Raw genomic sequence first — 20,226 nt, 5'->3', positions numbered from 1 at the left:
GCCGCCCGCCACGCGGCGTTGCGCTTGACGGCCGGTCCTGGTCCGGGGTCGAACCGCAGGTGACGCAGCACTCCCGCCGCCGCGAGCGGGTGGGTCCGCAGCAGGTCCTCCGTCTCCGGTCCGGCGGAGTCGTGGGCGACGACGACCTCCCACTGCTCGCGGTCGAGCGTCTGCTCCTCGAGCGCGTTGAGCAGCCACCGCAGGCGCAGCGGCCGGTCGTGCGAGGGGACGACGACCGAGAGCGCGGGCCGGGCGTCGTCCGTCGAGCTCACGCCGAGAGCGCCTCCGGATGCGCTCGGTACCAGTCCACCGTCCGCTGCAGCCCCTCGCGCAGGTCCACGAGCGGGGCCCACCCGGTCAGCGACCGCAGCTTCGTCGAGTCGACGTACTGACGGTCGATCTCGCCGGCGGGCACGCCCTGCCCCTGGTAGTCGGCCACCACGTCGGCACCGACGACCTCGATCGCGAGGTCGACGATCTCCCGGACGCTGTGCGGCGCGTCGCCACCCGCGTTGAAGGCCTCGCCGCCCGCGTTCCCGGCGGCGAGCTGGTCGGCGATCGCCAGGTAGGCGGACACCGCGTCCTCCACGTACAGGAAGTCGCGCTCGGGCGACCCGTCGGAGCGGATGACCGGAGCGCGCCCCGCCATGATGGCGGCCACCATCTCGGGCACCAGCCGCGACGGGTTGAGGTCCCCGCCGCCGTAGATGTTCGCGAACCGCGTGACGGCCACGGGCAGCCCGTAGGTGTGGAAGTACGAGCGGGCGATCAGGTCCGTCGCCGCCTTCGACACGTCGTAGGGGAACTTCGGCTGCAGCGCCATGTCCTCGGTGTAGGGCAGCGTCTCGTGTGGGCCGTAGGCCTTGTCCGACGCGGCGACCACCGTCTGGGACACGCCGTGGTGGCGGCACGCCTCCAGCAGCGTCCAGGTGCCACGGATGTTCGACTCGAAGGTGGAGACCGGGGACCGGTTGGCGGTGCCCACGATCGTCTGCGCGGCGAGGTGGAAGACGGCGTCGACCTCGTACTCGCCGAGGGCGCGATCCATCAGCGGCGCGTCGACGAGATCGCCGCGGACGACCTGGCAGCGTCCCTCCAGACCCTCCAGAGCCAGCGCTGACGCAGTGACCTGATCGCGTTTGAGGACCACGACACGGGCGCCGTGATCGAGCAGGCCCTTGACGAGCCAGGACCCGAGCATCCCGTAGGCGCCGGTCACGAAGGCGGTCTTGCCGCGCAGCTGTTCTCCGAAGTTCGAGCTCATGCGAGCGCGATCATGCCAGGTGGGTCCGCCGACCCGTCGCCCGGTCCCGAGGGGGTGCCGACAGCGGGTGGAGCGCCGCGGTCCAGGTCACGGCCAGACCTTCCAGGGAGGCTTCCCGGTCGCCCAGAGGTCGTTCAACGTCACCGCGTCCTTGTAGGTGTCCATGCAGTCCCAGAAGCCCGTGTGCCGGAACGCGTGCAGGGCCCCGTCGGTCGCGAGACCCTCCAGCGGCTCCCGCTCCAGGATGCTGGACTCGGACAGGTACTCCAGGACGCCGGGCTCGAAGATGAAGAAGCCGCCGTTGATCCAGTGGTCGCTGCGGGGCTTCTCGTGGAACCCCGTGACGCGGTTGTCCCCGCCGATCTCCGTGACGCCGAACTGCAGCTCGGGCCGGACCACCGTCATCGTCGCCAGGTCGCCGTGCCCGGCATGGAACTCGCGCAACGCGCTGAGGTCGACGTCGGCCACGCCGTCGGCGTAGGTCGCCGCGAACGGCCGGTCGCCGTAGGCGCCGCTCTGCGCCCCCACCTTGATTCGTCCGCCGGTCTGCGTGTCGAGCCCCGTGTCGACGCACCGGACGGTCACGCCCGCGGGCCAGTCCGTCCCGGCGGCGAACGCCTCGAGCAGGTCGCCCTTGTACCCGGTGAGCAGCACGAAGTTCCGGAAGCCCTGCACCGAGTACAGCTGGACGACGTGCCAGACGATCGGGTGACCGCCGATCTCCACGAGCGGCTTGGGGATGTCGACCGTCTTCTCCTGCAGGCGCGTGCCGCGCCCGCCGCAGAGGATGACGACCGGGACGTCGGCGGCGTTCACGAGCGGCCTCCGCGCAGGGCGTGCAGGCGTTCGCGGCCCAGGCGCGGCGCGTCCTTGGCGATCAGGCGCGCCAGCTCGAGCGGGCCGAGGTGCAGCGGCCCGACCCGGACCTTGCCCGTGGCGCGGTCGTAGCGGTCCTGGGCCTCCCGCAGTGACGGGAAGCTGTCCAGGGACAGATCCAGTCGTCGACCGCGGGCACCGACCGCCACGACCCACGTCGGGATGTCGGGGTGACCGATCCCTGCTGCCCATACGTCGTCGAACCCAGCCAGCATCGAGCGAAAAGCCTCCGGAGTGAAGCGGAAATAGTCGTTGGGGTAGCCGTGGATGCCGAACAGCATCACGGAGCTCAGCACGCACACGCCCCCGTCGGCGGTGACGCGCGTCAGCTCGCGACAGGCCTGCGGAGGGTCCTCGCAGTGCTCGAGCGTGTCGAGGCACAGCGCGGTCCCGACGCTGCCGTCGGGGTCGCTGAGGGAGCGGAGGTCCTCGATCCGGTCCACCCCCGGCCCGGGGCGCATGTCGACACCGGTGAACGGGCGGCCGGCGAACAGCGGCCGGAGGTCGCCGTCCTGGTGCTCCTCGACCTGCAGGGCCCCGAACTCGACGATCGGGTCCGGCAGCGGGACGGCCGCGGCGAGGTCCTCGACGAACGAGCGGATCAGGGGCTGGGCCACGGTCCGGGAAGCTAGCTGAAGGCCTTGGTGACGTGCGGCGCGGGATCGGCCAGCACGGGTGCCGGCTTGCGGCCGCGGGCGCGTCGCAGGATCGGCGCCTCGAAGAACCGCCACAGCGCCGCGGCAGCGATCACGCTGAGGACCAGCATGCCGCCCGTCACGAAGACCAGCTGGCCCCACTCCCCGAGCTCGGTCGGCTTGCGGCGCAGGAGCTCGAGGCCGATGCCGACGTGCACGAGGTAGATCCCGTAGCTCCAGCGCCCGAGCGCGACGATCGGGCGCAGCGTGAAGCCTCTGGGCGCGTTCCCGGTCGCCCACTGCCGGACGATCACCCACGCGACGAGCCCGCCTCCGACCACGAGGTGGGCGAGCTCGCGGGCCGCCTCGCCGTCGCGGGCGTCGAGCGCGACCACCGCCGCGAACGCCAGCAGCGCCGCCGCCAGGCACGCGTCGGCGATGCGCCGTCCGCGGAGCCCCGCGAGGCGGGGACGCCACTGCTCCTCGCCGGCCGCGAGCACGATGCCGGGCACGAAGGCGAACAGGAGCGCCGCGAGGTTGCGGCCGGAGAACTCCGAGGGATCGGCGACGATCCGCAGGACCAGGCTCAGCGCCGTCAGCGTGCCCAGGCCGATCAGGAGCAGCCGCAGGCGGCCCTCGGGGGTCGAGGGGCCCCGCACGCGCCAGGCCAGCGCCGCCAGCAGCGGGAGCGCCAGGTAGAAGGTGAGCTCGATGTCGAGGGTCCAGCCCTGCGGCATCAGGCGCTGGACACCCCCCTGGGTCATGTTCTGGTTGAACAGCAGCAGCGACACGACCTCGGTCGACGAGCTGCCGATCGTCCCGAACCGCAGCAGCAGCAGCACGGTGACCAGCCAGAAGGCCGGGACGATGCGGAACATGCGCCGGCGGAGGTACGAGCGCCACTCCGGCGCGGACTCGCCGCGGATCCAGGCCCGGACGAACGGCCCGCCCACCAGGTAGCCGGACAGCGCGAAGAAGACGTACAGCCCGACCGCGAGATGCACGAACACGGCGCCGAACGGCTTGAACGCCGATCCCGGGTCCGCGGCGGCGGGACCGCCCACCGCGAGGACGGTGGCGATGTACCCGTGGAACACCAGCACCGCGACCGCGGCGATCGCACGAAGTCCGTCCCCGCCGATGACCAAGCCGTATCTGTCCCGCGCCCCCATGTCCGGGGGCAGTCTAGGGACGGTCACGCCGGGATGACGCAGGCGCCGGACCGGTGATCACGTCGCAGACCCGCTCCACGAACCCCTCCTCGGTGTGGCGGCTCGCGGTCGCGGTACCGCCGGCCCGCAGCTGCGCCCGTAGGTCCGGGTCGCGGGACAGGCGGTCGACCGCCTCGGCGATGGCCTGCGGGTCGGCGGGCGGGACGACGAGGGCGTTGGCGCCGTCACGCAGGAACTCCCCCGCGCCGCCGGTGGCGGTGGACACCACCGGTCGGCCGACCGCCATCGCCTCCAGGGGCACGAGGCCGAAGGGCTCGGCCCACGTGACCGGGAAGACCACCGCGTCGGCGGCGGCGTACGCCTCGACGAGGGCGGCGCCGGCCAGCGCGCCCGCGAAGGAGACGCGGTCGGAGACCCCGAGCTCCGCGGCTCGACGGCGCAGGCGCTCCAGGTACGTGCGATCGCCGGCGCCCACGACGTCGAGCGAGTGGCCCGGAAGGCGCGCCAGCGCGTCGATCGCGTGCTCGACGCCCTTCTCCGGGACGACGCGGCCGACGACGACGAGACGCCCCTCCCAGGACGTCCGGGCGGGCCGCGGCGGGAACGCCCGGGGATCGATGCCCGGCCGATCGACGGTCGTGCGGTCCTCCGGCAGCGCGGCCCCGGCGGCGGCCGCACGGTCGCGGATGTAGGCGCTGTTGCACGACCAGCGCGCGACGTCGGCCACCGCGAAGCCGTCCGGGACGCCGGCGACCCCCGCCACGGCCCGGGCCAGCGGGCGCGGGACCCTCCGCAGCCACCGTGTCCACGGATCCACCACGGGGCCGTACGCCAGCCACTCGTCGTGCACGATGCCGACGACCGGGAGCCCCGCCCGTCGGAGTCCGGCGATCAGGGACAGCGGCATCCCGCCCATCGAGAAGCAGGCCGCGACGTCGGCCGGGTACGCCGCGAGCTCGTCCCGGAGCACCGCGTGGGCCGAGCGCTCGAGCGTCACGACGCCGCGGACGCCGCGCCGCGGGAACTCGTGCTCGTGCCAGTACCACGGCATCTCGCGTCGCACGCCGCGCTCGGTCGCCGGGTCCTCGGCGACCCCGTCCTGCCGATGCGTGGTCGTCAGCACGCGCACGTCGTGACCGCGTGCGCGCAGCCCGTCGACGACCGCGGCCCAGGCACGCTCGTACCCGCCCTGGTGGTGCGGGGGGTACATGTTCCCCAGCGTCAGGATCCGCATCGGCGTGCGACGTCCTCGACGTGCCCGGCGACCTGCTCGTCGAAGGCCTGCTGCGTGTACGTCGCCGCGGTCTGCGCGCCGCCGGCGCGCAGCTGCGCCCGCAGCGCGGGGTCGGCCGCCAGCCGCTGCACCGCGGCCGCGAGGGCCCCGGCGTCCTTGGGCGGGAAGCGCAGGCAGTTGACGCCGTCGCGCAGGTACTCGCCGGACCCGCCCGTACCGGTTGCGACGACCGGCCGGCCCACGCTCATCGCCTCGATCGGGACGAGGCCCCAGGGCTCCTCCCAGGACACGGGGAACAGCACCACGTCAGCGCCCGCGTAGACGTCGGCGAGCGCATCGTGCGCGACCTGATCGCGGAAGCGCACGCGTTTCCCCAGGCCGAGCTCCTCGGCCTGGCGACGCAGCGCCGCGACGTCCTGCGGGAGCCCGGTGCCGACGAGGTCGAGCGTCGTGGTGGCCGGCAGGTCGGCGAGGGCGTCGATCGCGGTGGTGATGCCCTTGCGGGGGTCGAGCCGCCCGGCGTACAGCAGCCGACCCTCCCACGCGGGACGCGGCGCCGCAGGCGGGAACCGCGAGGGGTCGATCCCCGAGTGGCACACGGCGGAGTCCGGCACCGACCAGCCGCCGCGTTGCCGGGCGCGCCGTCGGGTCGTCTCGCTGATGAACAGCCAGCGCACGCCGTGGTCGGCGTCGAAGCGGGTCGGGATCCCGGTGATGCGCTCGGCGAGCGGCGCGAACGGGCGGGCACGCCGCCGCTTCCAGCCCGCGATCCAGCCGTCGACGCGGGGGCCGTAGTCCAGCCAGTCGTCGCAGACGACCCCGACCGCCGGGATGCCGCGTCTCGCCACGGCCTGGACCATGGACACCGACATCCCGCCCATCGCCCACCACATCACGACGTCGGGCCGGAACTGCGACAGGTGCTCCTCGAGCACCCGGTGGTTGTGGCGCTCCAGCGCGAGGCGCTCCCGCAGCGCGAGCGCCGGGAACCCGTAGTCCGACCAGTACCAGCGCAGCGCACGGTGCACGTCCGGGTGCGGGTCCGGCAGCCCCTCTCCGCCGGGCTCGCGATGCGTCGTCGCGAGCGTCCGGACCTCGTGGCCGCGGTCGGCCAGGTGTCCGGTCGTCCCGAGCCAGATCACCTCGTAGCCCCCGAGATGATGTGGTGGGTAGAGGCTCCCCACGGCGAGTACGCGCATCGGCCGGTGACGATAGCTTGCCCCCTCATGAGCGTCCCCCCCGAGATCTTCAAGGCCTACGACGTCCGCGGCCTCTACGGCGAGCAGATCACCGGCGACATCGCGGAGGCGATCGGCCGCGCGTTCGCCCGGGTGATCAGCCATCTCGAGGCGCGCCCGTGCGCCGACCTGCGCCTGGGCCTGGGCCGGGACATGCGCCTCACCGCACCCGAGCTCGCGGCGCGCTACCGCGACGGGATGCTGGCCGAGGGGGCGACGGTGGTCGATGCCGGACAGATCGGCACCGAGATGCTCTACCACCTGGTCGGCTCACGCGACCTCGACGGCGGGCTGATGTGCACGGCCTCCCACAACCCCAAGGCCTACACGGGCGCGAAGCTCGTCAAGCGCGGGGCGATCGCCCTCAGCGGCGACGAGGGGATCCAGGAGATCCGGCAGATGATCGAGGCGGGCATGCCGGCAGCGCCCGGCGGGGGCGTGGTCGAGGAGGTGGACGTCTACGACGAGTTCTTCGACAAGGCGATGACCTTCATCGACCCGGCGAACGTCAGGCCGCTCAAGGTCGTCGTCGACGGCGGCAACGGCATGGCCGGCCCGATGGTCGGCCCGGTCCTCGACCGCCTCCCCGTCGAGCTCGTGAAGACCTACTGGACCCCCGACGGGAACTTCCCCGACCACGAGCCGAACCCGCTGCTGCCGGAGAACCGCCAGTTCATCATCGACAAGGTCAAGGAGACGGGGGCCGACCTCGGCATCGCCTGGGACGGGGACGCCGACCGCTGCTTCTTCATCGACGACACGGGCGAGTTCGTCGACGGCGACTTCCTCACCGCGATCCTCGCCGAGCACCTGCTCGCCAAGACGCCCGGACAGGCGATCCTCTACGACGCGCGTGCCTCACGGGCCGTCGCCGACACGGTCCGCGCGGCCGGCGGGACGCCGCAGATCAACCGGGTCGGGCACGCGTTCTTCAAGACGCGGATGCAGCGCGAGGGATCGCTGTTCGGCGGGGAGGTGTCCGGGCACTACTACTTCCGCGACTTCTACTGCGCCGACGCCGGCACGATCCCGGCCCTGCTGATCCTCGAGAAGCTGTCGGTGGAGGGCAAGCGCCTGAGCGAGCTCCTGGCGCCCTACCGGGCCAAGTACTTCATCAGCGGCGAGGTGAACTCGACGGTGGAGGACGGCGCCGCCAAGGCGGCGGAGATCGAGGCGCACTACGCCGCCATGCCGGGAGCCACGATCACGCACGTCGACGGCGTCTCGGTGGACTTCGAGGACTGGCACTTCAACGTGCGGATGTCGAACACCGAACCGCTCCTGCGGCTGTGCCTGGAGTCCCTGGTCTCCTACGAGGACATGGAGGCCCGGCGGGACGAGGTCCTCGGACGCATCCGATCCTGATGTCGCAGGACGCGCAGGATCCCGCGGTCTGGCGGGCCGCCGAGGAGGCCGGGATCCACGTGATGGCGATCCCGACCCCGTTCGCGGTCGGCCGCGTGAACACGTACCTGATCGAGGACGACCCGCTGACCCTGGTCGACAGCGGCCCGAACTCCGGCAAGGCGCTCGACGAGCTCGAACGCGCGCTCGCGGACCGCGGGCACCGCGTCGAGGATCTCGAGCGGATCGTGGTGACCCATCAGCACATCGACCACGAGGGCCTCGTGAGCATCCTGGCGCGGCGCTCGGGCGCCGAGGTCTGCGCGCTCGACCTGCTCGCGCCGTGGCTGTCGGGCTACGCGGCCGAGACGATCGCCGACGACGCGTTCGCCCAGGCCCTGATGCGCCGGCACGGGCTGCCGTCCGACGTGATCACGGCGCTCAGCGGCGTCTCGCAGGCGTTCCGCGGCTGGGGAGCCGCATGCGAGGTCACGACCCTGCTGACCGACGGCGGGGAGCTGCCGTTCGCCGATCGCACCCTGGCGGTGCACCACCGGCCCGGCCACAGTCCCTCGGACACGATCTTCCACGACCCCCAGCGCGGCATCCTGCTCGGCGGTGACCACCTCATCGGTCACATCAGCTCCAACCCGCTGATCTCCCGGCCGCTCGACGGGACCGGGCTCCCCCCGGACCGGCCGCGGGCGCTGATGACCTACCTCGCCTCGATGCGCCGGACGCAGGCCATGGAGCTCGACGTGATCCTGCCCGGGCATGGCGTGCCGGTCACCGATCACCGGGCGTTGATCGACGACCGGATCCGGCTGCACGATCGCCGGGCGACCAAGATCGCCGCGCTGATCGCCGGGCAGCCGCTCAGCGCCTACGAGATCGCGCAGTCGATGTGGGGCAACGTCGCGGTCACGCAGGCCTTCCTGACCCTCAGCGAGGTGCTCGGCCACATCGACCTGCTGCTGGCCGACGGCCGCGCCGTGGAGGTCGACGCCGACGGCGAGGTCGCGCGCTTCAGGGCGACCTGAGGATCGCGTCGACCGCGTCTGCCGTGGCGTCCCAGGTCCGTCCGCGGACGCGCTCCAGACCTCGCGCCCGCCACGGCTCGGGGCCGGCGACGACCGACTCCAGCGCGTCGGCGAACCCGACGTGGTCGTCGGGGTCCACCAGCACGGCGGCGTCACCGCACGTCTCCGGCAGGGCCGCGGCCGCCGCGGCGACCACGGGCGTACCGCAGGCCATCGCCTCCAGCACCGGCAGACCGAGGCCCTCGTAGCGGGACGGCAGCACGAAGGCCTGCGCCCCCGCGTAGAGGCCGGGCAGGGCGGCATCCGGGATCGGTCCGAGATGGCGGACGCCCGGTACCGCCGGCTCGGCCGCGAACTGCGGCCGATCACCCCCCACCGCGACGACCTCGACCCCCTGGGCGGCGAGGCGGCGCGCGGCGACCTGCAGCGCCGCCAGGTTCTTGCGCGCGGTCCGTGCGGCGACCGTCAGGACGTACCGTGCGTCGTCGTCCAGTCCCGCGGCGCGACGGCCGGCCCCGACGTCGGCATCCGGCACGAACGCCTCCCCCACGCCGCCGGGGACGACCGCCGCCTCGACGCCCAGGAGCTCCCGCAGCTCCGCGGCCGCGAAGTCCGAGACGGTGAGGACCCTGTCCGCCCTTGCGGCGATCCGCGGCAGGAGGAACCGCTGGACGCGGACGTACGCGGGGCTGTACCAGCCCGGGTCGCGCAGCACGGCGGCGTCGTGGAGGATGACGGCGACCCGGCGGCTCGCGAGCGGGGCGAGGTTGGCCGGGCACAGCAGCAGGTCGTCGCGGGCCGCCCGCAGCGGGAACCAGGTCTGCTCCCAGAGGTGGCCGGCGCGATGGGCCATCCACGCAGGCGGGGCGTCGACCCGGTAGGCGCCGGGGAACCGGGCCGGCAGCCGCCCGGTCAGCTCCCGCGCCCAGCGCTCGACGCCACCGAGATCAGCGCGCGCGGCCGCACGCCCGTCGATGACGATCACCGCGCGTCGAGCTCCCCCACCCGATCCACGTTGGCCCGGTCGTCGGCCTGGTCGCTGGGCCGCGCGGCGAACCACGCGTCGAGGATCTCGGAGAGCACCGGCGCCGACAGGAGCCGCAGGCTCAGCGCGAGGACGTTCGCGTCGTTCCACACGCGCGCTCCCCGGGCGGTCTCGGCGTCCGTGCACAGCGCCGCGCGGACACCCGGCACCTTGTTGGCGGCGATCGACGCGCCCGTGCCCGTCCAGCAGCAGACGACGGCCTGCTGGGCGCGGCCCTCGCTCACCGCCCCCGCCGCGGCGGCGGCCGACCACGCCCAGTCCGCGCGATCGCCCTCCGCGAGGGCTCCGAAGAGCAGCACCTCGTGACCGGCGTCGCGCAGCGCGTCGACCACCGCGTCCGCGACACCCACGCGTTCGTCGGCTGCGACCGCGATCACCATGGCACGAGTATCCCCCAGAGCGCCGCGGCCACGTACCCTGCGCGACCAGATGGACGTCATCGCCCACGCCTACGAGAACCCGCGCCCCGAGCTCCAGGCCCGCATCCCCTCCGACGCCGAACGGATCCTCGACCTCGGATGCTCGTCGGGGACCCTCGGCGCGGCGCTCAAGCAGCGCCAGTCGTGCAGCGTGGTGGGCATCGAGGTGGACGGCGACTACGTGGTCGCCGCCCAGGAGCGGCTCGACGACGTGCTCCACGCCGATCTCGAGGCGGTCAACCTCGCCGCGCTGGGCAGGTTCGACTGCGTCGTCGCCGGCGACGTGCTCGAGCACCTCGTCGATCCGTGGCGGGTCCTCCGCGATGCGGTCGCCGTGCTGGAGCCGGGCGGGACCGCGGTCGTGTCCCTGCCGAACGTCCGGTACTGGGAGACCTTCTGGCAGATCGGGGTCCGCGGGACGTTCCCCCGCCGCACCCTCGGCATCTTCGACCGCACCCACCTGCGCTGGTTCACGCTCCGCGACGCCTACGACCTGTTCGAGCAGGCCGGACTCGAGGTCGTCGCCGTCGACCGTCAGTACCGGTTCGGCCCCACGGGCCCGGTGCGCCGGTCGCGCCTGCTCGGCGTGCTCCCGGGCCGGACGTTCCTCACCTTCCAGCACGTCCTGACCGGGGTCAGGACTGCGGGAGCTGCTTGACGACCCGGGCCGGGACCCCGACCGCGACGCTGTGGTCCGGGATCTGACCGCGGACGACGCTGCCGGCCCCGATGATGCAGCCCTTCCCGATCCGGGCCCCGCGGAGGATCGAGCAGCGCTCGCCGATCCACGTCCCGGCGCCGATGTGGACCGGGGTGGTCTCCAGCGGCGTCTGGAGCACGTTCGGGACGCCGGGAACGATCGTGTGGTCGCAGTCGATCACCGTGGAGTAGGCGCTGAGGATCACGTCGTCCTCGATCGTGATCGACTCCGCCGCGGAGATCGTGCAGTACGGCCGGATGCCGACGCGGTTCCCGATCCGCACGACCGGTGCGGGGCGCTCCCACGCGACCTTCTCGACGGACAGCCAGGCGCCGTGAAGGATGAGCACGCGCTCGCCGAGCGCCATCTGCCACGGTCCGTAGATCGCGATCGGCTTGTGGACCACGGAGTCCGCGCCGAAGGCGTGGAACCGGCGGCGGCGCCACGGCGCCAGGAGCTTCCCGCGGACCGCCACACGGGCGATCGGCTCCTCGAGCAGCGTTCTGGGGGCGTACACGGCCCGGACCCTAGATGATGGCGCTCTGATGGCTGCCACCGGGATGTTCGAGGACCGCTACTGGGAGGTCTACGCCCACCGCTCCTCCCACGTCCGCTCGCCGCCGGAGCTCGCGTCGGGCTCGTGGAGCGCGGCGGGCGGTGCGCCGTCCGGCCCGTGGGCCCGGCACATCGGGACCGCGCTGCACGGGGCGCGACGTCTGCTCGACGTCGGGGCCGGCGACCGCCGCTGGGCGGAGCTGCTCCCTCGCCTCGGCGTCCAGGCGCGGTACCTGTCGTGCGATCCGGACCGCCGGCACGACCACGACCACGACGACTTCCTCGCCGTCGCGGAGCCCTTCGACGCGATCCTGATGCTCGACCTGCTGGAGCACCTGCCGGCCCAGCAGGGCATCGCCTTCGTCGATCACGCCGCCGAGCTGCTGCCGCCCGGCGGAGCGCTCGTGATCTCCACGCCCAACCCGGCGCATCCGACCAGCTTCCAGGCCTCGGACTTCACCCACATCCGTCCGTGGCCGGCGCACGACCTCTTCGGCCTCTGCCGGTCGGCGGGATTCAGCGACGTGCGCGTCCATCGCATCCAGCACGTCGACGGGCGACTGCGCCGCGCGCTTGTGCCGGTCCAGCGGACGCTCTCCCGGCTGATCGGCGTGGACCCGGCCGATCACCTCCTGCTCGTGGCGATCCTCTAGGGTCACGCGCCATATGGACGCCTTGGAACGCGCGAAGCAGATCCGCTTCTACCACACGCTCGACCTCACGCCCGACTACACGACGCCGGGCTGGTTCGACATGCGCCGCTACGTCGGCGAGTACGGCCTGCCGGACTCGCTGGCCGGCAAGCGGGTCCTCGACGTCGGGACCTGGGACGGGTTCTGGGCGTTCGAGATGGAGAAGCGGGGCGCCGAGGTCGTCGCACTGGACCTCGACGACGAGCGGGAGCTGGACTGGCCGCCGCGGCACCGCCCCAAGGAGTACAACGTCGCCGGACCGCGCGGTCAGGGCTTCTACGCGGCCAAGGAGGTCCTCGGCTCCAAGGTCGAGCGCGTCGTCCAGAACATCTACCACGCGAAGCCGGAGGAGCTCGGCCAGTTCGATCTCGTGTTCTGCGGGTCGGTCCTCATCCACCTCCGCGACCAGTTCCTCGCGCTGGAGCGCATCTGCAACCTGGTCAAGCCGGGCGGCATGTTCATCACCGCCGAGGAGCACGAGCCGCTGCTGAACCGCATCCCGCGGATGCACCTCGCGCGCTACCGCGCGACCCGCCAGAAGGCGGTCGTCTACTGGATCCCGGCGCGCAAGACGTGGAAGCAGATGATCTTCGACGCGGGGTTCGATCGCGTCGAGGAGATCGGGACGTTCGCGATGGAGGTCGGTGAGGGCGAGAAGAAGTTCACGGTCCCCCACGTCGTCCATCACGGGTTCAGGAGCGCCTGAGCATCCGGCGGGCGCGCGCGCCCGCCAGCACCGCGCGGGAGCGCAGGCGGGCCACCCCGGACGAGGGCCCCGTGCGGTACAGCAGCACGTGTGAGCGGCCGTGGTGGACCTCCAGGGCCACGAGGTGCTGTGCCGCCGCGTGCGCCTCGAGGGCCTTGACGGGCAGCTCGTGGTGCAGCGTCGTCTCCCCCTCCTCGGGCTCCAGGACGTTGACGAGCACGCGCGTGGCGGCCGCCTCCATCGTCCGCAGGAACGCGAACGGGTCCGGGACGTGCTCGATCACGTCGAAGGCATACGCGAGATCGTGGCCCGACGGCAGCGGATCGCGGTCGAGGTCCACGATCGTCGCCTTCAGGCCGCGGTGCTCCAGCCGCCAGCGCAGGAAGGCGGTCGACGGGTTGTCGAAGTCCGCGAACGTGACGTCGTACCCGGCCTCCAGCAGCGCGAGACCGTCCGCGCCGATCCCGCAGCCCAGGTCGAGCAGGCGCGCCCCGGGCGCGACGTGCCGGGTGAGGAGATCCACGTACGGGGCCTTGGTCCGCGACATCGCGAACACGGTGAGGTCGTAGAGGTACATCTGGGAGCTGCGGTACAGGGACTCCTCGTCGGGCGCCGCCTCGAGCTCCTCCATGAGCCGCTGCTCGTGCGACTGCAGCGCGGTCTCGTCGAAGGCGTCCCCGAGATACAGGCGCAGCTCCTCGAGCTCGCGGTCCGGATCCACGACGACGGTCATGCCTGCTCACCCCTCGCGGCGCCCGCCGGACCGTAGGTCCCGATCACCTTGGCGGGCACGCCGCCGACGATCGTGTACGGCGCCACCGGCTTGGTCACCACGGTGTTGGCGGCCACCACCGCGCGGTCACCGAGGTCGGCGACGATCGTGCACTTGGTGAGCGTCGTCACGTCGTCGCCGATCGAGAGCGGCGTGAAGGTGTAGCCCTGCGACATCATCGGCAACTCGGGGTCCTTGAAGTTGTGGTTGCCGTCGAAGACGGCGCCGGCCTGTCCGAACATCACGCGGTCCCCCACCTCGACGGAGGTCGTGACCTGGAACAGCACGTCGTAGGTGGCGACGCACTGCCGCCCGAAGCGCACGACCGCATCCGGAGCGCCGAGCTCGCACCGGAAGCCGCGCCGGAACTCGCATCCGTCACCGGCCTCGAACGTACCGCCGTGCGGCGCGTGCAGGCTGAACCCCGGGCCCACGTACACGTGGCGACCGAACCGCACGGTCGCGTGCGGGTTCTTCAGCTTGGCCCATCGCTTGCGGCAGGCGCTGGCCACCATCGGGGCCCAGGTGAACGCGACCTTGACGACCAGGCGGGACCACGGAGAACGTGAGGGCATCGCGGCGGAAGGGTGCCATAAGGTGCGCAGCGATGAGCGGCGATCTGCCCGAGCCCGCGGTTCCGCAGGACGTGTACACGGAGGACTACTTCCGCCACGACTGCATGGGGGCCACGGCGTGGGAGGCGAGCGGCGGGGTCGGCATCGACCCGCTCTACGTCGGGTACGCGCAGCAGGCCGGGGTCACGGACGGCACCGTCCTGGTCGACCTGGGCTGCGGTCGCGGGGAGATGCTCGTCGCCGCCGTGCAGGCCGGCGCCAGCCGGGCGGTCGGGGTCGAGTACGCCGACGCGGCCGTCGAGCTCGCGAAGCGGACCCTCGCGACCAACGGCGTCGAGGACCGGGCTGAGCTCGTGCACGGCGACGCGCGATCGGTCCCCGTCGGCGATGGCGAGGCCGACGTCGTCACCATGCTCGACGTCGTCGAGCACCTCACGCCGCAGGAGCTCGATCGCGCGCTGCGCGAGGCCCTGCGGATCCTGCGTCCTGGCGGCCGCATCCTGATCCACACGATGCCCAACCGGTCGATCTACGAGATCACCTACCGGCTGCAGCGGCTCGCCCGCCCGTCCCGTGTGCGCACGTGGCCGAAGGACCCCCGCAAGCCCCTCGAGGTGGCGATGCACGTCAACGAGATGACCGTCACCTCGCTGCGCCGTGCGCTCTCACGGGCCGGTTTCCCGGCGCCGCAGGTCACGCTCGGCGACTGGATGTACACCGACTTCGTCCCCGACGAGGCGGCCCGCCGCCTCTATCACCGGCTCGCGGCGCGGCGGCTGACCGCGCGTCTGGGCAAGGGCGATCTCTGGGCCCGGGCGGAGAAGCCGGCGGCGTGAGCGGCGGGCGCTAGGCCGGACGGGCGATGTACACGTCCCGGTGCGCCTGCAGCGCGTGGGCGCTGACCTGCTGGGCCGTGAACGCCGAGCCGATGGAGCAGACCTCCACGTCGAAGCCCTGCGCGCCGACCCGGGTCGGGAAGTCGCGGCCGTAGGCACGGACGTGGTCGACCTGACCGAACCGCCGCAGGCGCTCCTGGGGATCGGCGACCGTCGGGTCCTCGTCGGTGGTGTCGCGGTCGAGGAAGATCGGGACCGCCAGCAGCACCCACCCGTCGGGACGCAGGACCCGGCGCATCTCCTGCAGTGCCCGGGCGTCGTCGGGAACGTGCTCGAGCACGTGGCTGCAGATGATGATGTCGAACTCGTCGTCCGCGAACGGGAGGTCCATCAGGTCGGCCTGCACCATCGCGGTCGGGTCGACGAGGTCGGCGGTCACGACGTCGAGCGGGCCGGAGGCGACCAGGCGTTGGGTGATGGGTGGCTCGGGGGCGAAGTGCAGCACCCGGGTCGACGGCGTGCTCCCGCGGAGTCGCTCCTCCAGGAGCAACGAGATCGCACGGTGGCGCTCCATGCTGCCGCACCCCGGGCACTGGGCGTTGGGGCGGCGCGTCGCACCCGCCGCCATGAACCGGCGGTAGCGGCCGCCGCAGCAGGGGCAGGTCAGCCGACGCGGTGGCAGCGAGAGGGCCGCGCGACGCAGCGGCGAGGTCCTCGAGGCGTCCAGCGCGTACTGAGGGACGGAGTTCATGTCGCGAGCTTACGTGCGGGACCGGGCGACCGGACCGGCGGTCGTCGTGGAGCGCGACGGTAGCCTCCCCACCGTGACAGCGTCGGGTCCAGTCCGCCACCGCCGGTCCCTGCGCCGCCTGACGCGCGTCGTCGCGCCCGTGCTCGCCGCGGCCTGCTGGTGGGCGCCGGGCGCCGCCGCCGCACCGGAGATCGGCCTCAGTGACGGCCCCTTCCGCGACGCGGAGCCCGTCGCCGCGACCGCGGCCGACCTCGGCGTCACGACCATGCGGGTGCTCGTGGACTGGAGCACCGTGGAGTCCAGGCAGGGCTCCTTCGACTTCAGCGTCTACGACCGCTTCTTCGCCGCCCTCGAGGCGCGCCGCATCCGGCCGCTGCTCCTCGTCGAGAACACGCCGTCGTGGGCCCAGGACCCGTGGGACGGCTGCCTGGACCGGCGCTGCCCGCCCGCGCACCGGCATCTGGACGCCTGGCGGCGATTCGTCGAAGCGGTGGTCCGGCGCTACGGCACGGGCGCGCGCGACGTACGCCCCACGGGCGTCGAGGTCTGGAACGAGCCCAACATCACCACGAACTGGACCGCCCTCGGAGGCCCGAACGTGGAGCGCTACGCGCGGATCCTGGAGTTCGCCGCCGCGGGCTCGCGGGCCGCGCTTCCCGCCCTTCCCGTCGTCCTCGGCGGGCTCTCACCGCGCGCCCACACGACGCACGACGGCATCACCATGGAGCGCTACGTCGACGACCTCTACGGGCTCGGAGCCGCCGGATGGTTCGACGCCCTCGGGCTGCACGCGTACCCCCATCCCGAGCCGGGTGTCGATCCGGGGCCCTCGATCGCTCGCGCCCGGGCGGCGGTCGGGCGACTCCGCGCCGTCCGGGACCGTCACCGCGACGAGGGCGTGCCGATCCACATCACCGAGACGGGGATCGCCGACCCGGAGGAGGTCGCACCCGGTGTGGCACGCGGGGAGGTCCTGGGCCGCCTGCTGGACGCCCTGGCGGCGGAGCCGGACGTCCGCAGCATCTACGTCTTCCGGCTGCGCAACCCGTCGGGCCGGCTGCCCGGCTGGGGGCTCACCAACCCGGACCTGTCACCGCGCAGCGGCTACGCCGAGCTGCGTGCCCGCCTGACGCCGGCCCCGGCGGCGCGGAAGAAGCGCAAGACCCAGCGCCGGCCGAAGCCCGGTGAGCGGTGGGCCAGCAAGGAGACGACCGGCAACCGCCGGCACGTCCCGGCGTCGCTGAGGCGTGCGGGCTGACCCCGCTCCGGCGGGCCGTCGACGGACCGCCCCACCACCGGCGTCCCCTAAGCTCCGCGCCACGTGAGCCGCGTCGCCGTCGTCATACCGACCCTCGGGCGTCGACCGGCCCTCCGGCACTGCCTGGACCGGTTGGCGGCGCAGTCCACGCAGGACTTCGTGACCGTGCTGGTGGCCGACGCCGCCGCGGACCCCGACGTCATCCGGAGCTACGCGGACCGCCCGGACGTCCCCGGGCTGCGCCTGGTCACGGCGCCGCGGCCCGGTGCCTCGAGCGCCCGGAACACCGGGTGGCGCGCGACCGACGCGGACGTGATCCTGTTCCTCGACGACGACGTCCTCCCCGACCCGGGGCTCGTCGAGGCCCACCTGCGGCGCCACGACGAGCGGCCCCAGCCGCACGTGGGCGTGCTCGGACCGGTCCGCTGGGCGGAGGGCTTGCGCGTCACGCCCTTCATGCGGTTCATCGAGGACGGCTTCCAGTTCGACTTCGAGGCCCTCCGTGCGACCTCGGAGACCGGCTGGTGGCACCTGTACACGTGCAACGTGTCGCTGAAGCGCCAGGCCCTCCGGGACGTCGGGGGGCTCGACGAGCAGGGCTTCCCGTTCGGCTACGAGGACCTCGACCTGGGTCGCCGGCTGCACGATCGCCTCGGGCTGACCCTGCTGTACGAGCGGACGGCGAGCGCCGAGCACGATCACGTGATGACCCTCGAGCAGTGGCTCGGACGGGTGCAGCGGATCGCGTGGTCGGAGCGCCGGTTCGTGACGCGGTTCCCCGACGTCGCCCCGCACTTCCACGACCGGATGCGCGCGGCCGCCGACGAGCCGCCCATGCGCGGACGGACCGCCCGGATCGCCCCCTACGTCCCGGAACGCACGCCCGTGATCGGAGGGCACTTCCGCCGGGTCCTCCACCGCTGGTACCTCCAGCAGTTGGCGGGCCCGTTCCTGCAGGCCTGGGACGAGGCCGAGGCGGAGGCCGATCCCGGCCCCCCGCCCGCCGCCGCAGCGGAGCCCTCCCCATGAGCGCGGACGTCGCGATCGCGATCGTGTCGTACAACACCCGCGAACTGCTCGACGCGTGCCTCACGTCGCTGCGCGCGGAGAACGAGGCCGGTCGTGCCGAGGTCTGGGTGGTGGACAACGACTCCTCCGACGGCTCGGCGGACATGGTGCGCGAGCGCCATCCGTGGGTGCAGGTGCTCGCGCTCCGCGAGAACCCCGGCTACGGCGCGGCCGTCAACCTGGTGGCGGAGCGGACGCACACGCCGTACGTCGCCGCGGCGAACGCCGACCTGCGGTTCGAGCCCCACGCCCTCGAGCGCCTGCTCGATGCCGCCCGGGCCTCGCCGGAGGCCGGGGCCCTCGCGCCGCGACTCGTGATGCTCGACGGCAGCACCCAGCACACCGTCCACCCGTTCCCGACGCTGCGCGTCGGTCTGGCCCTCAGCCTGGGCCTGCACCGCGTCCCGGCCGTCGGTCGGGCGCTGTGCATGGAAGGACACTGGGACCCCGATCGGCCGCGGGGCGTCGACTGGGCCCACGGCGCCTTCCTGCTGGTCCCCCGTGAGGCGTGGGATGCGGTCGGCGGGTTCGACCCCGAGCAGTGGCTGTACGCGGAGGACCTCGACCTCTGCTGGCGGTTGCACCGGGCCGGGCGGCCCACCCGCTACGTGCCCGACGCCGTGGTCCACCACCACGTCAGCGCGGCGACGTCCGCGCGGTGGACCACCGACGAGCGGGCTGTGCGCACGCAACGGGCCGCGTACGCGTGGATGCTCGCGCGCCGCGGCGCACCGATCACCAGGGTCGTCGCGCTGGCCAACCTGGCGGGTCCCGTCGTCCGCTGGCTCCTGTGGACGGTCGCGGCGCCCCTGGCCCCGCGACGGGCCGCACGGCATCGCCGGATCAACCGCGGCTACGCCCGCATGCACCGGACCGGTCTGGAGCCCGGCGCGGAGCTACTGCGCTTCCGCAGCCGGCCCGCGTCCTGACGGGACGCTCGAGCGCGCGAGCGCGAGACCGAGCAGCAGCATCGCCAGGACCGTGCACTCCCGTTCCACGTAGCTCCCCGCCGTCAGGACGAGCAGCCACGCCAGCACGGCCCCCGTGGCCGCCAGGCGTAGCGGTGCCTCTCCCGACGGGCCGTTGATGGCCGCCCGGATCAGCGCGGTCAGGAGCGCGGCCATGGCCGCGAGCAGCAGGGCGACCATCGCGAAGCCCTGCTGATAGGCGAGCTGGAGGTAGCTGTTGTCGATGTTGAAGGTGTCGACCGTGATGAACCGGCCGCGCTCGCGGACGACGCTGCCGGCGGTGCCGAGGCCGTAGCCGACGGGCTTCCCGTCGAGGGCGCGCATCGTCTCCCGCCACTTGGCCCTGCGCGCGTCGAAGGTCACGTCCTCGGTCGGGTTGAACACGCCGGCGATGCGGCTGCTGCGTGTGTCGTCCCCCCCGACGGTCAGCCCGTACCCGCCGGCGGCCAGGGCGAACACCACCGCGATCGTCACGATCAGCGCACCGGCACGGGATCCGGCGTTCCGCGCGAAGCCGACGAGCCCGATCACGAGCGCCGTGCCCCCCAGGGCTGCGGCGAGCCCAGCGCGGGTCTGGGACGCCAGCAGCGCGGCCGTGCACGTGCCGAAGGCGATCACGACCGCCAGGCGCCAGCGTGCCTGCAGCAGCGGGACCAGCGCGACGAGCGCGGGGATCGCGACGCCGGTCCAGCCGGAGAGCTCCTGACGGGACAGGAACGAGCCGATCAGGCCCACCTCGCCGTTCACCGTCTGCGCACCGGTCCGCCGCAGCAGGTCCGCCTCGGCCCCGCTCGGCCCGGTCAGGTAGCGGAACATCGCGTACAGCCCGGCCACCAGGGCCACCACCACGAACCCGCGCAGCATGCGCCGTCGCTCATCGGGCGTCCAGCGGCGGAAGGCCAGCGCCGGGACCAGGAGCAGGATCAGGAACTGCTGGCGGAACGCGTCGACCGCCACGCCCAGCGACTCCGCCGCCAGGATCGACGTCGCCGTGACGACGAGGTAGGCGCCGAGCAGCAGCAGTCCGAAGGCCCCCACCGGCCGACAGCCGTGACCGCGGGCGACCGCCCAGACGGTG

23 protein-coding genes are annotated in these 20,226 nt (G+C 73.1%); 9 read left to right on the top strand and 14 right to left on the bottom strand.

Features of this window, described 5'->3' with window-relative positions:
- The 7 genes from ABYE80_RS05790 to ABYE80_RS05760 all read right to left on the bottom strand — a co-directional run.
- Window positions 1-272: glycosyltransferase family 2 protein (locus ABYE80_RS05790; RefSeq protein ID WP_372789315.1), on the bottom strand; the 272-nt coding region annotated here is incomplete at its 3' end.
- Window positions 269-1,264 (bottom strand): NAD-dependent epimerase/dehydratase family protein, encoded by a 996-nt coding sequence (locus ABYE80_RS05785; RefSeq protein WP_372789314.1) that lies wholly within the window; start codon window positions 1,262-1,264, stop codon window positions 269-271. The genes ABYE80_RS05785 and ABYE80_RS05790, both read right to left, overlap by 4 nt.
- A gap of 87 nt (window positions 1,265-1,351) precedes the next feature.
- Window positions 1,352-2,080, bottom strand: coding sequence for a sugar phosphate nucleotidyltransferase (locus ABYE80_RS05780; protein ID WP_372789313.1), 729 nt, complete (start codon window positions 2,078-2,080; stop codon window positions 1,352-1,354).
- Complete coding sequence (locus ABYE80_RS05775; RefSeq protein WP_372789312.1) at window positions 2,077-2,757, bottom strand: methyltransferase domain-containing protein; 681 nt, start codon at window positions 2,755-2,757, stop codon at window positions 2,077-2,079. Before ABYE80_RS05775 ends, ABYE80_RS05780 begins: the two co-directional genes overlap by 4 nt.
- Window positions 2,758-2,768: 11 nt before the next feature.
- Entirely contained in the window at window positions 2,769-3,974 is a 1,206-nt protein-coding gene (locus tag ABYE80_RS05770; protein ID WP_372789311.1) for an acyltransferase family protein, read from the bottom strand.
- Window positions 3,961-5,181, bottom strand: a complete 1,221-nt coding sequence (locus tag ABYE80_RS05765) for a glycosyltransferase family 4 protein (protein ID WP_372789310.1) — start codon at window positions 5,179-5,181, stop codon at window positions 3,961-3,963. The genes ABYE80_RS05770 and ABYE80_RS05765 overlap by 14 nt, the downstream gene beginning before the upstream one ends.
- Window positions 5,169-6,380, bottom strand: a complete 1,212-nt coding sequence (locus tag ABYE80_RS05760; protein ID WP_372789309.1) for a glycosyltransferase family 4 protein — start codon at window positions 6,378-6,380, stop codon at window positions 5,169-5,171. Before ABYE80_RS05760 ends, ABYE80_RS05765 begins: the two co-directional genes overlap by 13 nt.
- 27 nt (window positions 6,381-6,407) lie before the next feature.
- Between ABYE80_RS05760 and ABYE80_RS05755 the strand changes: the two genes are divergently transcribed.
- Together ABYE80_RS05755 and ABYE80_RS05750 are read left to right on the top strand one after the other, a co-directional pair.
- Window positions 6,408-7,784, top strand: coding sequence for a phosphomannomutase/phosphoglucomutase (locus ABYE80_RS05755; RefSeq protein WP_372789308.1), 1,377 nt, complete (start codon window positions 6,408-6,410; stop codon window positions 7,782-7,784).
- Complete coding sequence (locus ABYE80_RS05750; protein ID WP_372789307.1) at window positions 7,784-8,803, top strand: MBL fold metallo-hydrolase; 1,020 nt, start codon at window positions 7,784-7,786, stop codon at window positions 8,801-8,803. The genes ABYE80_RS05755 and ABYE80_RS05750 overlap by 1 nt, the downstream gene beginning before the upstream one ends.
- Here ABYE80_RS05750 and ABYE80_RS05745 read toward each other — a convergent pair.
- Together ABYE80_RS05745 and ABYE80_RS05740 are read right to left on the bottom strand one after the other, a co-directional pair.
- A complete protein-coding gene (locus ABYE80_RS05745) occupies window positions 8,790-9,788 on the bottom strand; it encodes a glycosyltransferase family 4 protein (RefSeq protein ID WP_372789306.1) in 999 nt (332 codons plus the stop codon). The genes ABYE80_RS05750 and ABYE80_RS05745 overlap by 14 nt on opposite strands.
- The gene (locus ABYE80_RS05740) at window positions 9,785-10,228 is read right to left on the bottom strand and encodes an RpiB/LacA/LacB family sugar-phosphate isomerase (protein WP_372789305.1); all 444 of its coding nucleotides are present in this window, start codon (window positions 10,226-10,228) and stop codon (window positions 9,785-9,787) included. Before ABYE80_RS05740 ends, ABYE80_RS05745 begins: the two co-directional genes overlap by 4 nt.
- Window positions 10,229-10,277: 49 nt before the next feature.
- Between ABYE80_RS05740 and ABYE80_RS05735 the strand changes: the two genes are divergently transcribed.
- Window positions 10,278-10,925 (top strand): class I SAM-dependent methyltransferase, encoded by a 648-nt coding sequence (locus tag ABYE80_RS05735; RefSeq protein ID WP_372789304.1) that lies wholly within the window; start codon window positions 10,278-10,280, stop codon window positions 10,923-10,925.
- On the opposite strand, the gene ABYE80_RS05730 is transcribed toward ABYE80_RS05735, so the two are convergent.
- A complete protein-coding gene (locus ABYE80_RS05730; protein ID WP_372789303.1) occupies window positions 10,903-11,484 on the bottom strand; it encodes an acyltransferase in 582 nt (193 codons plus the stop codon). The two genes, ABYE80_RS05735 and ABYE80_RS05730, sit on opposite strands and share 23 nt — an antisense overlap.
- Before the next feature lie 28 nt (window positions 11,485-11,512).
- On the opposite strand from ABYE80_RS05730, the gene ABYE80_RS05725 reads away from it, so the two are divergent.
- Complete coding sequence (locus tag ABYE80_RS05725) at window positions 11,513-12,175, top strand: class I SAM-dependent methyltransferase (RefSeq protein WP_372789302.1); 663 nt, start codon at window positions 11,513-11,515, stop codon at window positions 12,173-12,175.
- A gap of 13 nt (window positions 12,176-12,188) precedes the next feature.
- Window positions 12,189-12,920 carry a class I SAM-dependent methyltransferase gene (locus ABYE80_RS05720; RefSeq protein WP_372789301.1) on the top strand — a complete coding sequence of 244 codons (732 nt, stop codon included), beginning with the start codon at window positions 12,189-12,191 and terminating at the stop codon, window positions 12,918-12,920.
- Here ABYE80_RS05720 and ABYE80_RS05715 read toward each other — a convergent pair.
- Window positions 12,907-13,653 (bottom strand): class I SAM-dependent methyltransferase, encoded by a 747-nt coding sequence (locus ABYE80_RS05715; protein ID WP_372789300.1) that lies wholly within the window; start codon window positions 13,651-13,653, stop codon window positions 12,907-12,909. The two genes, ABYE80_RS05720 and ABYE80_RS05715, sit on opposite strands and share 14 nt — an antisense overlap.
- Complete coding sequence (locus ABYE80_RS05710; protein WP_372789299.1) at window positions 13,650-14,267, bottom strand: hypothetical protein; 618 nt, start codon at window positions 14,265-14,267, stop codon at window positions 13,650-13,652. Before ABYE80_RS05710 ends, ABYE80_RS05715 begins: the two co-directional genes overlap by 4 nt.
- Before the next feature lie 32 nt (window positions 14,268-14,299).
- Between ABYE80_RS05710 and ABYE80_RS05705 the strand changes: the two genes are divergently transcribed.
- Window positions 14,300-15,103 carry a cyclopropane-fatty-acyl-phospholipid synthase family protein gene (locus tag ABYE80_RS05705; RefSeq protein WP_372789298.1) on the top strand — a complete coding sequence of 268 codons (804 nt, stop codon included), beginning with the start codon at window positions 14,300-14,302 and terminating at the stop codon, window positions 15,101-15,103.
- A gap of 10 nt (window positions 15,104-15,113) precedes the next feature.
- Here ABYE80_RS05705 and ABYE80_RS05700 read toward each other — a convergent pair whose 3' ends face one another.
- Entirely contained in the window at window positions 15,114-15,854 is a 741-nt protein-coding gene (locus ABYE80_RS05700; protein WP_372789297.1) for a class I SAM-dependent methyltransferase, read from the bottom strand.
- On the opposite strand from ABYE80_RS05700, the gene ABYE80_RS05695 reads away from it, so the two are divergent.
- The 3 genes from ABYE80_RS05695 (at window position 15,853) to ABYE80_RS05685 (ending at window position 19,109) form a co-directional block, all read left to right on the top strand.
- Complete coding sequence (locus ABYE80_RS05695; protein ID WP_372789296.1) at window positions 15,853-17,112, top strand: hypothetical protein; 1,260 nt, start codon at window positions 15,853-15,855, stop codon at window positions 17,110-17,112. The two genes, ABYE80_RS05700 and ABYE80_RS05695, sit on opposite strands and share 2 nt — an antisense overlap.
- A gap of 63 nt (window positions 17,113-17,175) precedes the next feature.
- Window positions 17,176-18,141 (top strand): glycosyltransferase family 2 protein, encoded by a 966-nt coding sequence (locus ABYE80_RS05690; protein WP_372789295.1) that lies wholly within the window; start codon window positions 17,176-17,178, stop codon window positions 18,139-18,141.
- Window positions 18,138-19,109, top strand: coding sequence for a glycosyltransferase family 2 protein (locus tag ABYE80_RS05685; RefSeq protein ID WP_372789294.1), 972 nt, complete (start codon window positions 18,138-18,140; stop codon window positions 19,107-19,109). The genes ABYE80_RS05690 and ABYE80_RS05685 overlap by 4 nt, the downstream gene beginning before the upstream one ends.
- On the opposite strand, the gene ABYE80_RS05680 is transcribed toward ABYE80_RS05685, so the two are convergent.
- On the bottom strand, window positions 19,077-20,226 hold a 1,150-nt coding region (locus ABYE80_RS05680), incomplete at its 5' end, for an O-antigen ligase family protein (RefSeq protein WP_372789293.1). The two genes, ABYE80_RS05685 and ABYE80_RS05680, sit on opposite strands and share 33 nt — an antisense overlap.

The organism is Paraconexibacter sp. (assembly GCF_041602235.1).
Taxonomy (GTDB): Bacteria; Actinomycetota; Thermoleophilia; order Solirubrobacterales; family Solirubrobacteraceae; genus Paraconexibacter.
The sequence above is the reverse complement of the archived record's forward strand: the minus strand, read 5'-3'. Positions and strand labels throughout refer to the sequence as shown.

Coding starts and splice junctions, on each gene's coding strand:
- ABYE80_RS05740 (WP_372789305.1), bottom strand. CDS start 10,228: ATGGTGATCGCGGTCGCAGCCGACGAACGCGTGGGTGTCGCGGACGCG.
- ABYE80_RS05710 (WP_372789299.1), bottom strand. CDS start 14,267: ATGCCCTCACGTTCTCCGTGGTCCCGCCTGGTCGTCAAGGTCGCGTTC.
- ABYE80_RS05735 (WP_372789304.1), top strand. CDS start 10,278: ATGGACGTCATCGCCCACGCCTACGAGAACCCGCGCCCCGAGCTCCAG.
- ABYE80_RS05720 (WP_372789301.1), top strand. CDS start 12,189: ATGGACGCCTTGGAACGCGCGAAGCAGATCCGCTTCTACCACACGCTC.
- ABYE80_RS05785 (WP_372789314.1), bottom strand. CDS start 1,264: ATGAGCTCGAACTTCGGAGAACAGCTGCGCGGCAAGACCGCCTTCGTG.
- ABYE80_RS05760 (WP_372789309.1), bottom strand. CDS start 6,380: ATGCGCGTACTCGCCGTGGGGAGCCTCTACCCACCACATCATCTCGGG.
- ABYE80_RS05695 (WP_372789296.1), top strand. CDS start 15,853: ATGTCGCGAGCTTACGTGCGGGACCGGGCGACCGGACCGGCGGTCGTC.
- ABYE80_RS05715 (WP_372789300.1), bottom strand. CDS start 13,653: ATGACCGTCGTCGTGGATCCGGACCGCGAGCTCGAGGAGCTGCGCCTG.
- ABYE80_RS05705 (WP_372789298.1), top strand. CDS start 14,300: ATGAGCGGCGATCTGCCCGAGCCCGCGGTTCCGCAGGACGTGTACACG.
- ABYE80_RS05685 (WP_372789294.1), top strand. CDS start 18,138: ATGAGCGCGGACGTCGCGATCGCGATCGTGTCGTACAACACCCGCGAA.
- ABYE80_RS05755 (WP_372789308.1), top strand. CDS start 6,408: ATGAGCGTCCCCCCCGAGATCTTCAAGGCCTACGACGTCCGCGGCCTC.
- ABYE80_RS05700 (WP_372789297.1), bottom strand. CDS start 15,854: ATGAACTCCGTCCCTCAGTACGCGCTGGACGCCTCGAGGACCTCGCCG.
- ABYE80_RS05750 (WP_372789307.1), top strand. CDS start 7,784: ATGTCGCAGGACGCGCAGGATCCCGCGGTCTGGCGGGCCGCCGAGGAG.
- ABYE80_RS05765 (WP_372789310.1), bottom strand. CDS start 5,181: ATGCGGATCCTGACGCTGGGGAACATGTACCCCCCGCACCACCAGGGC.
- ABYE80_RS05725 (WP_372789302.1), top strand. CDS start 11,513: ATGGCTGCCACCGGGATGTTCGAGGACCGCTACTGGGAGGTCTACGCC.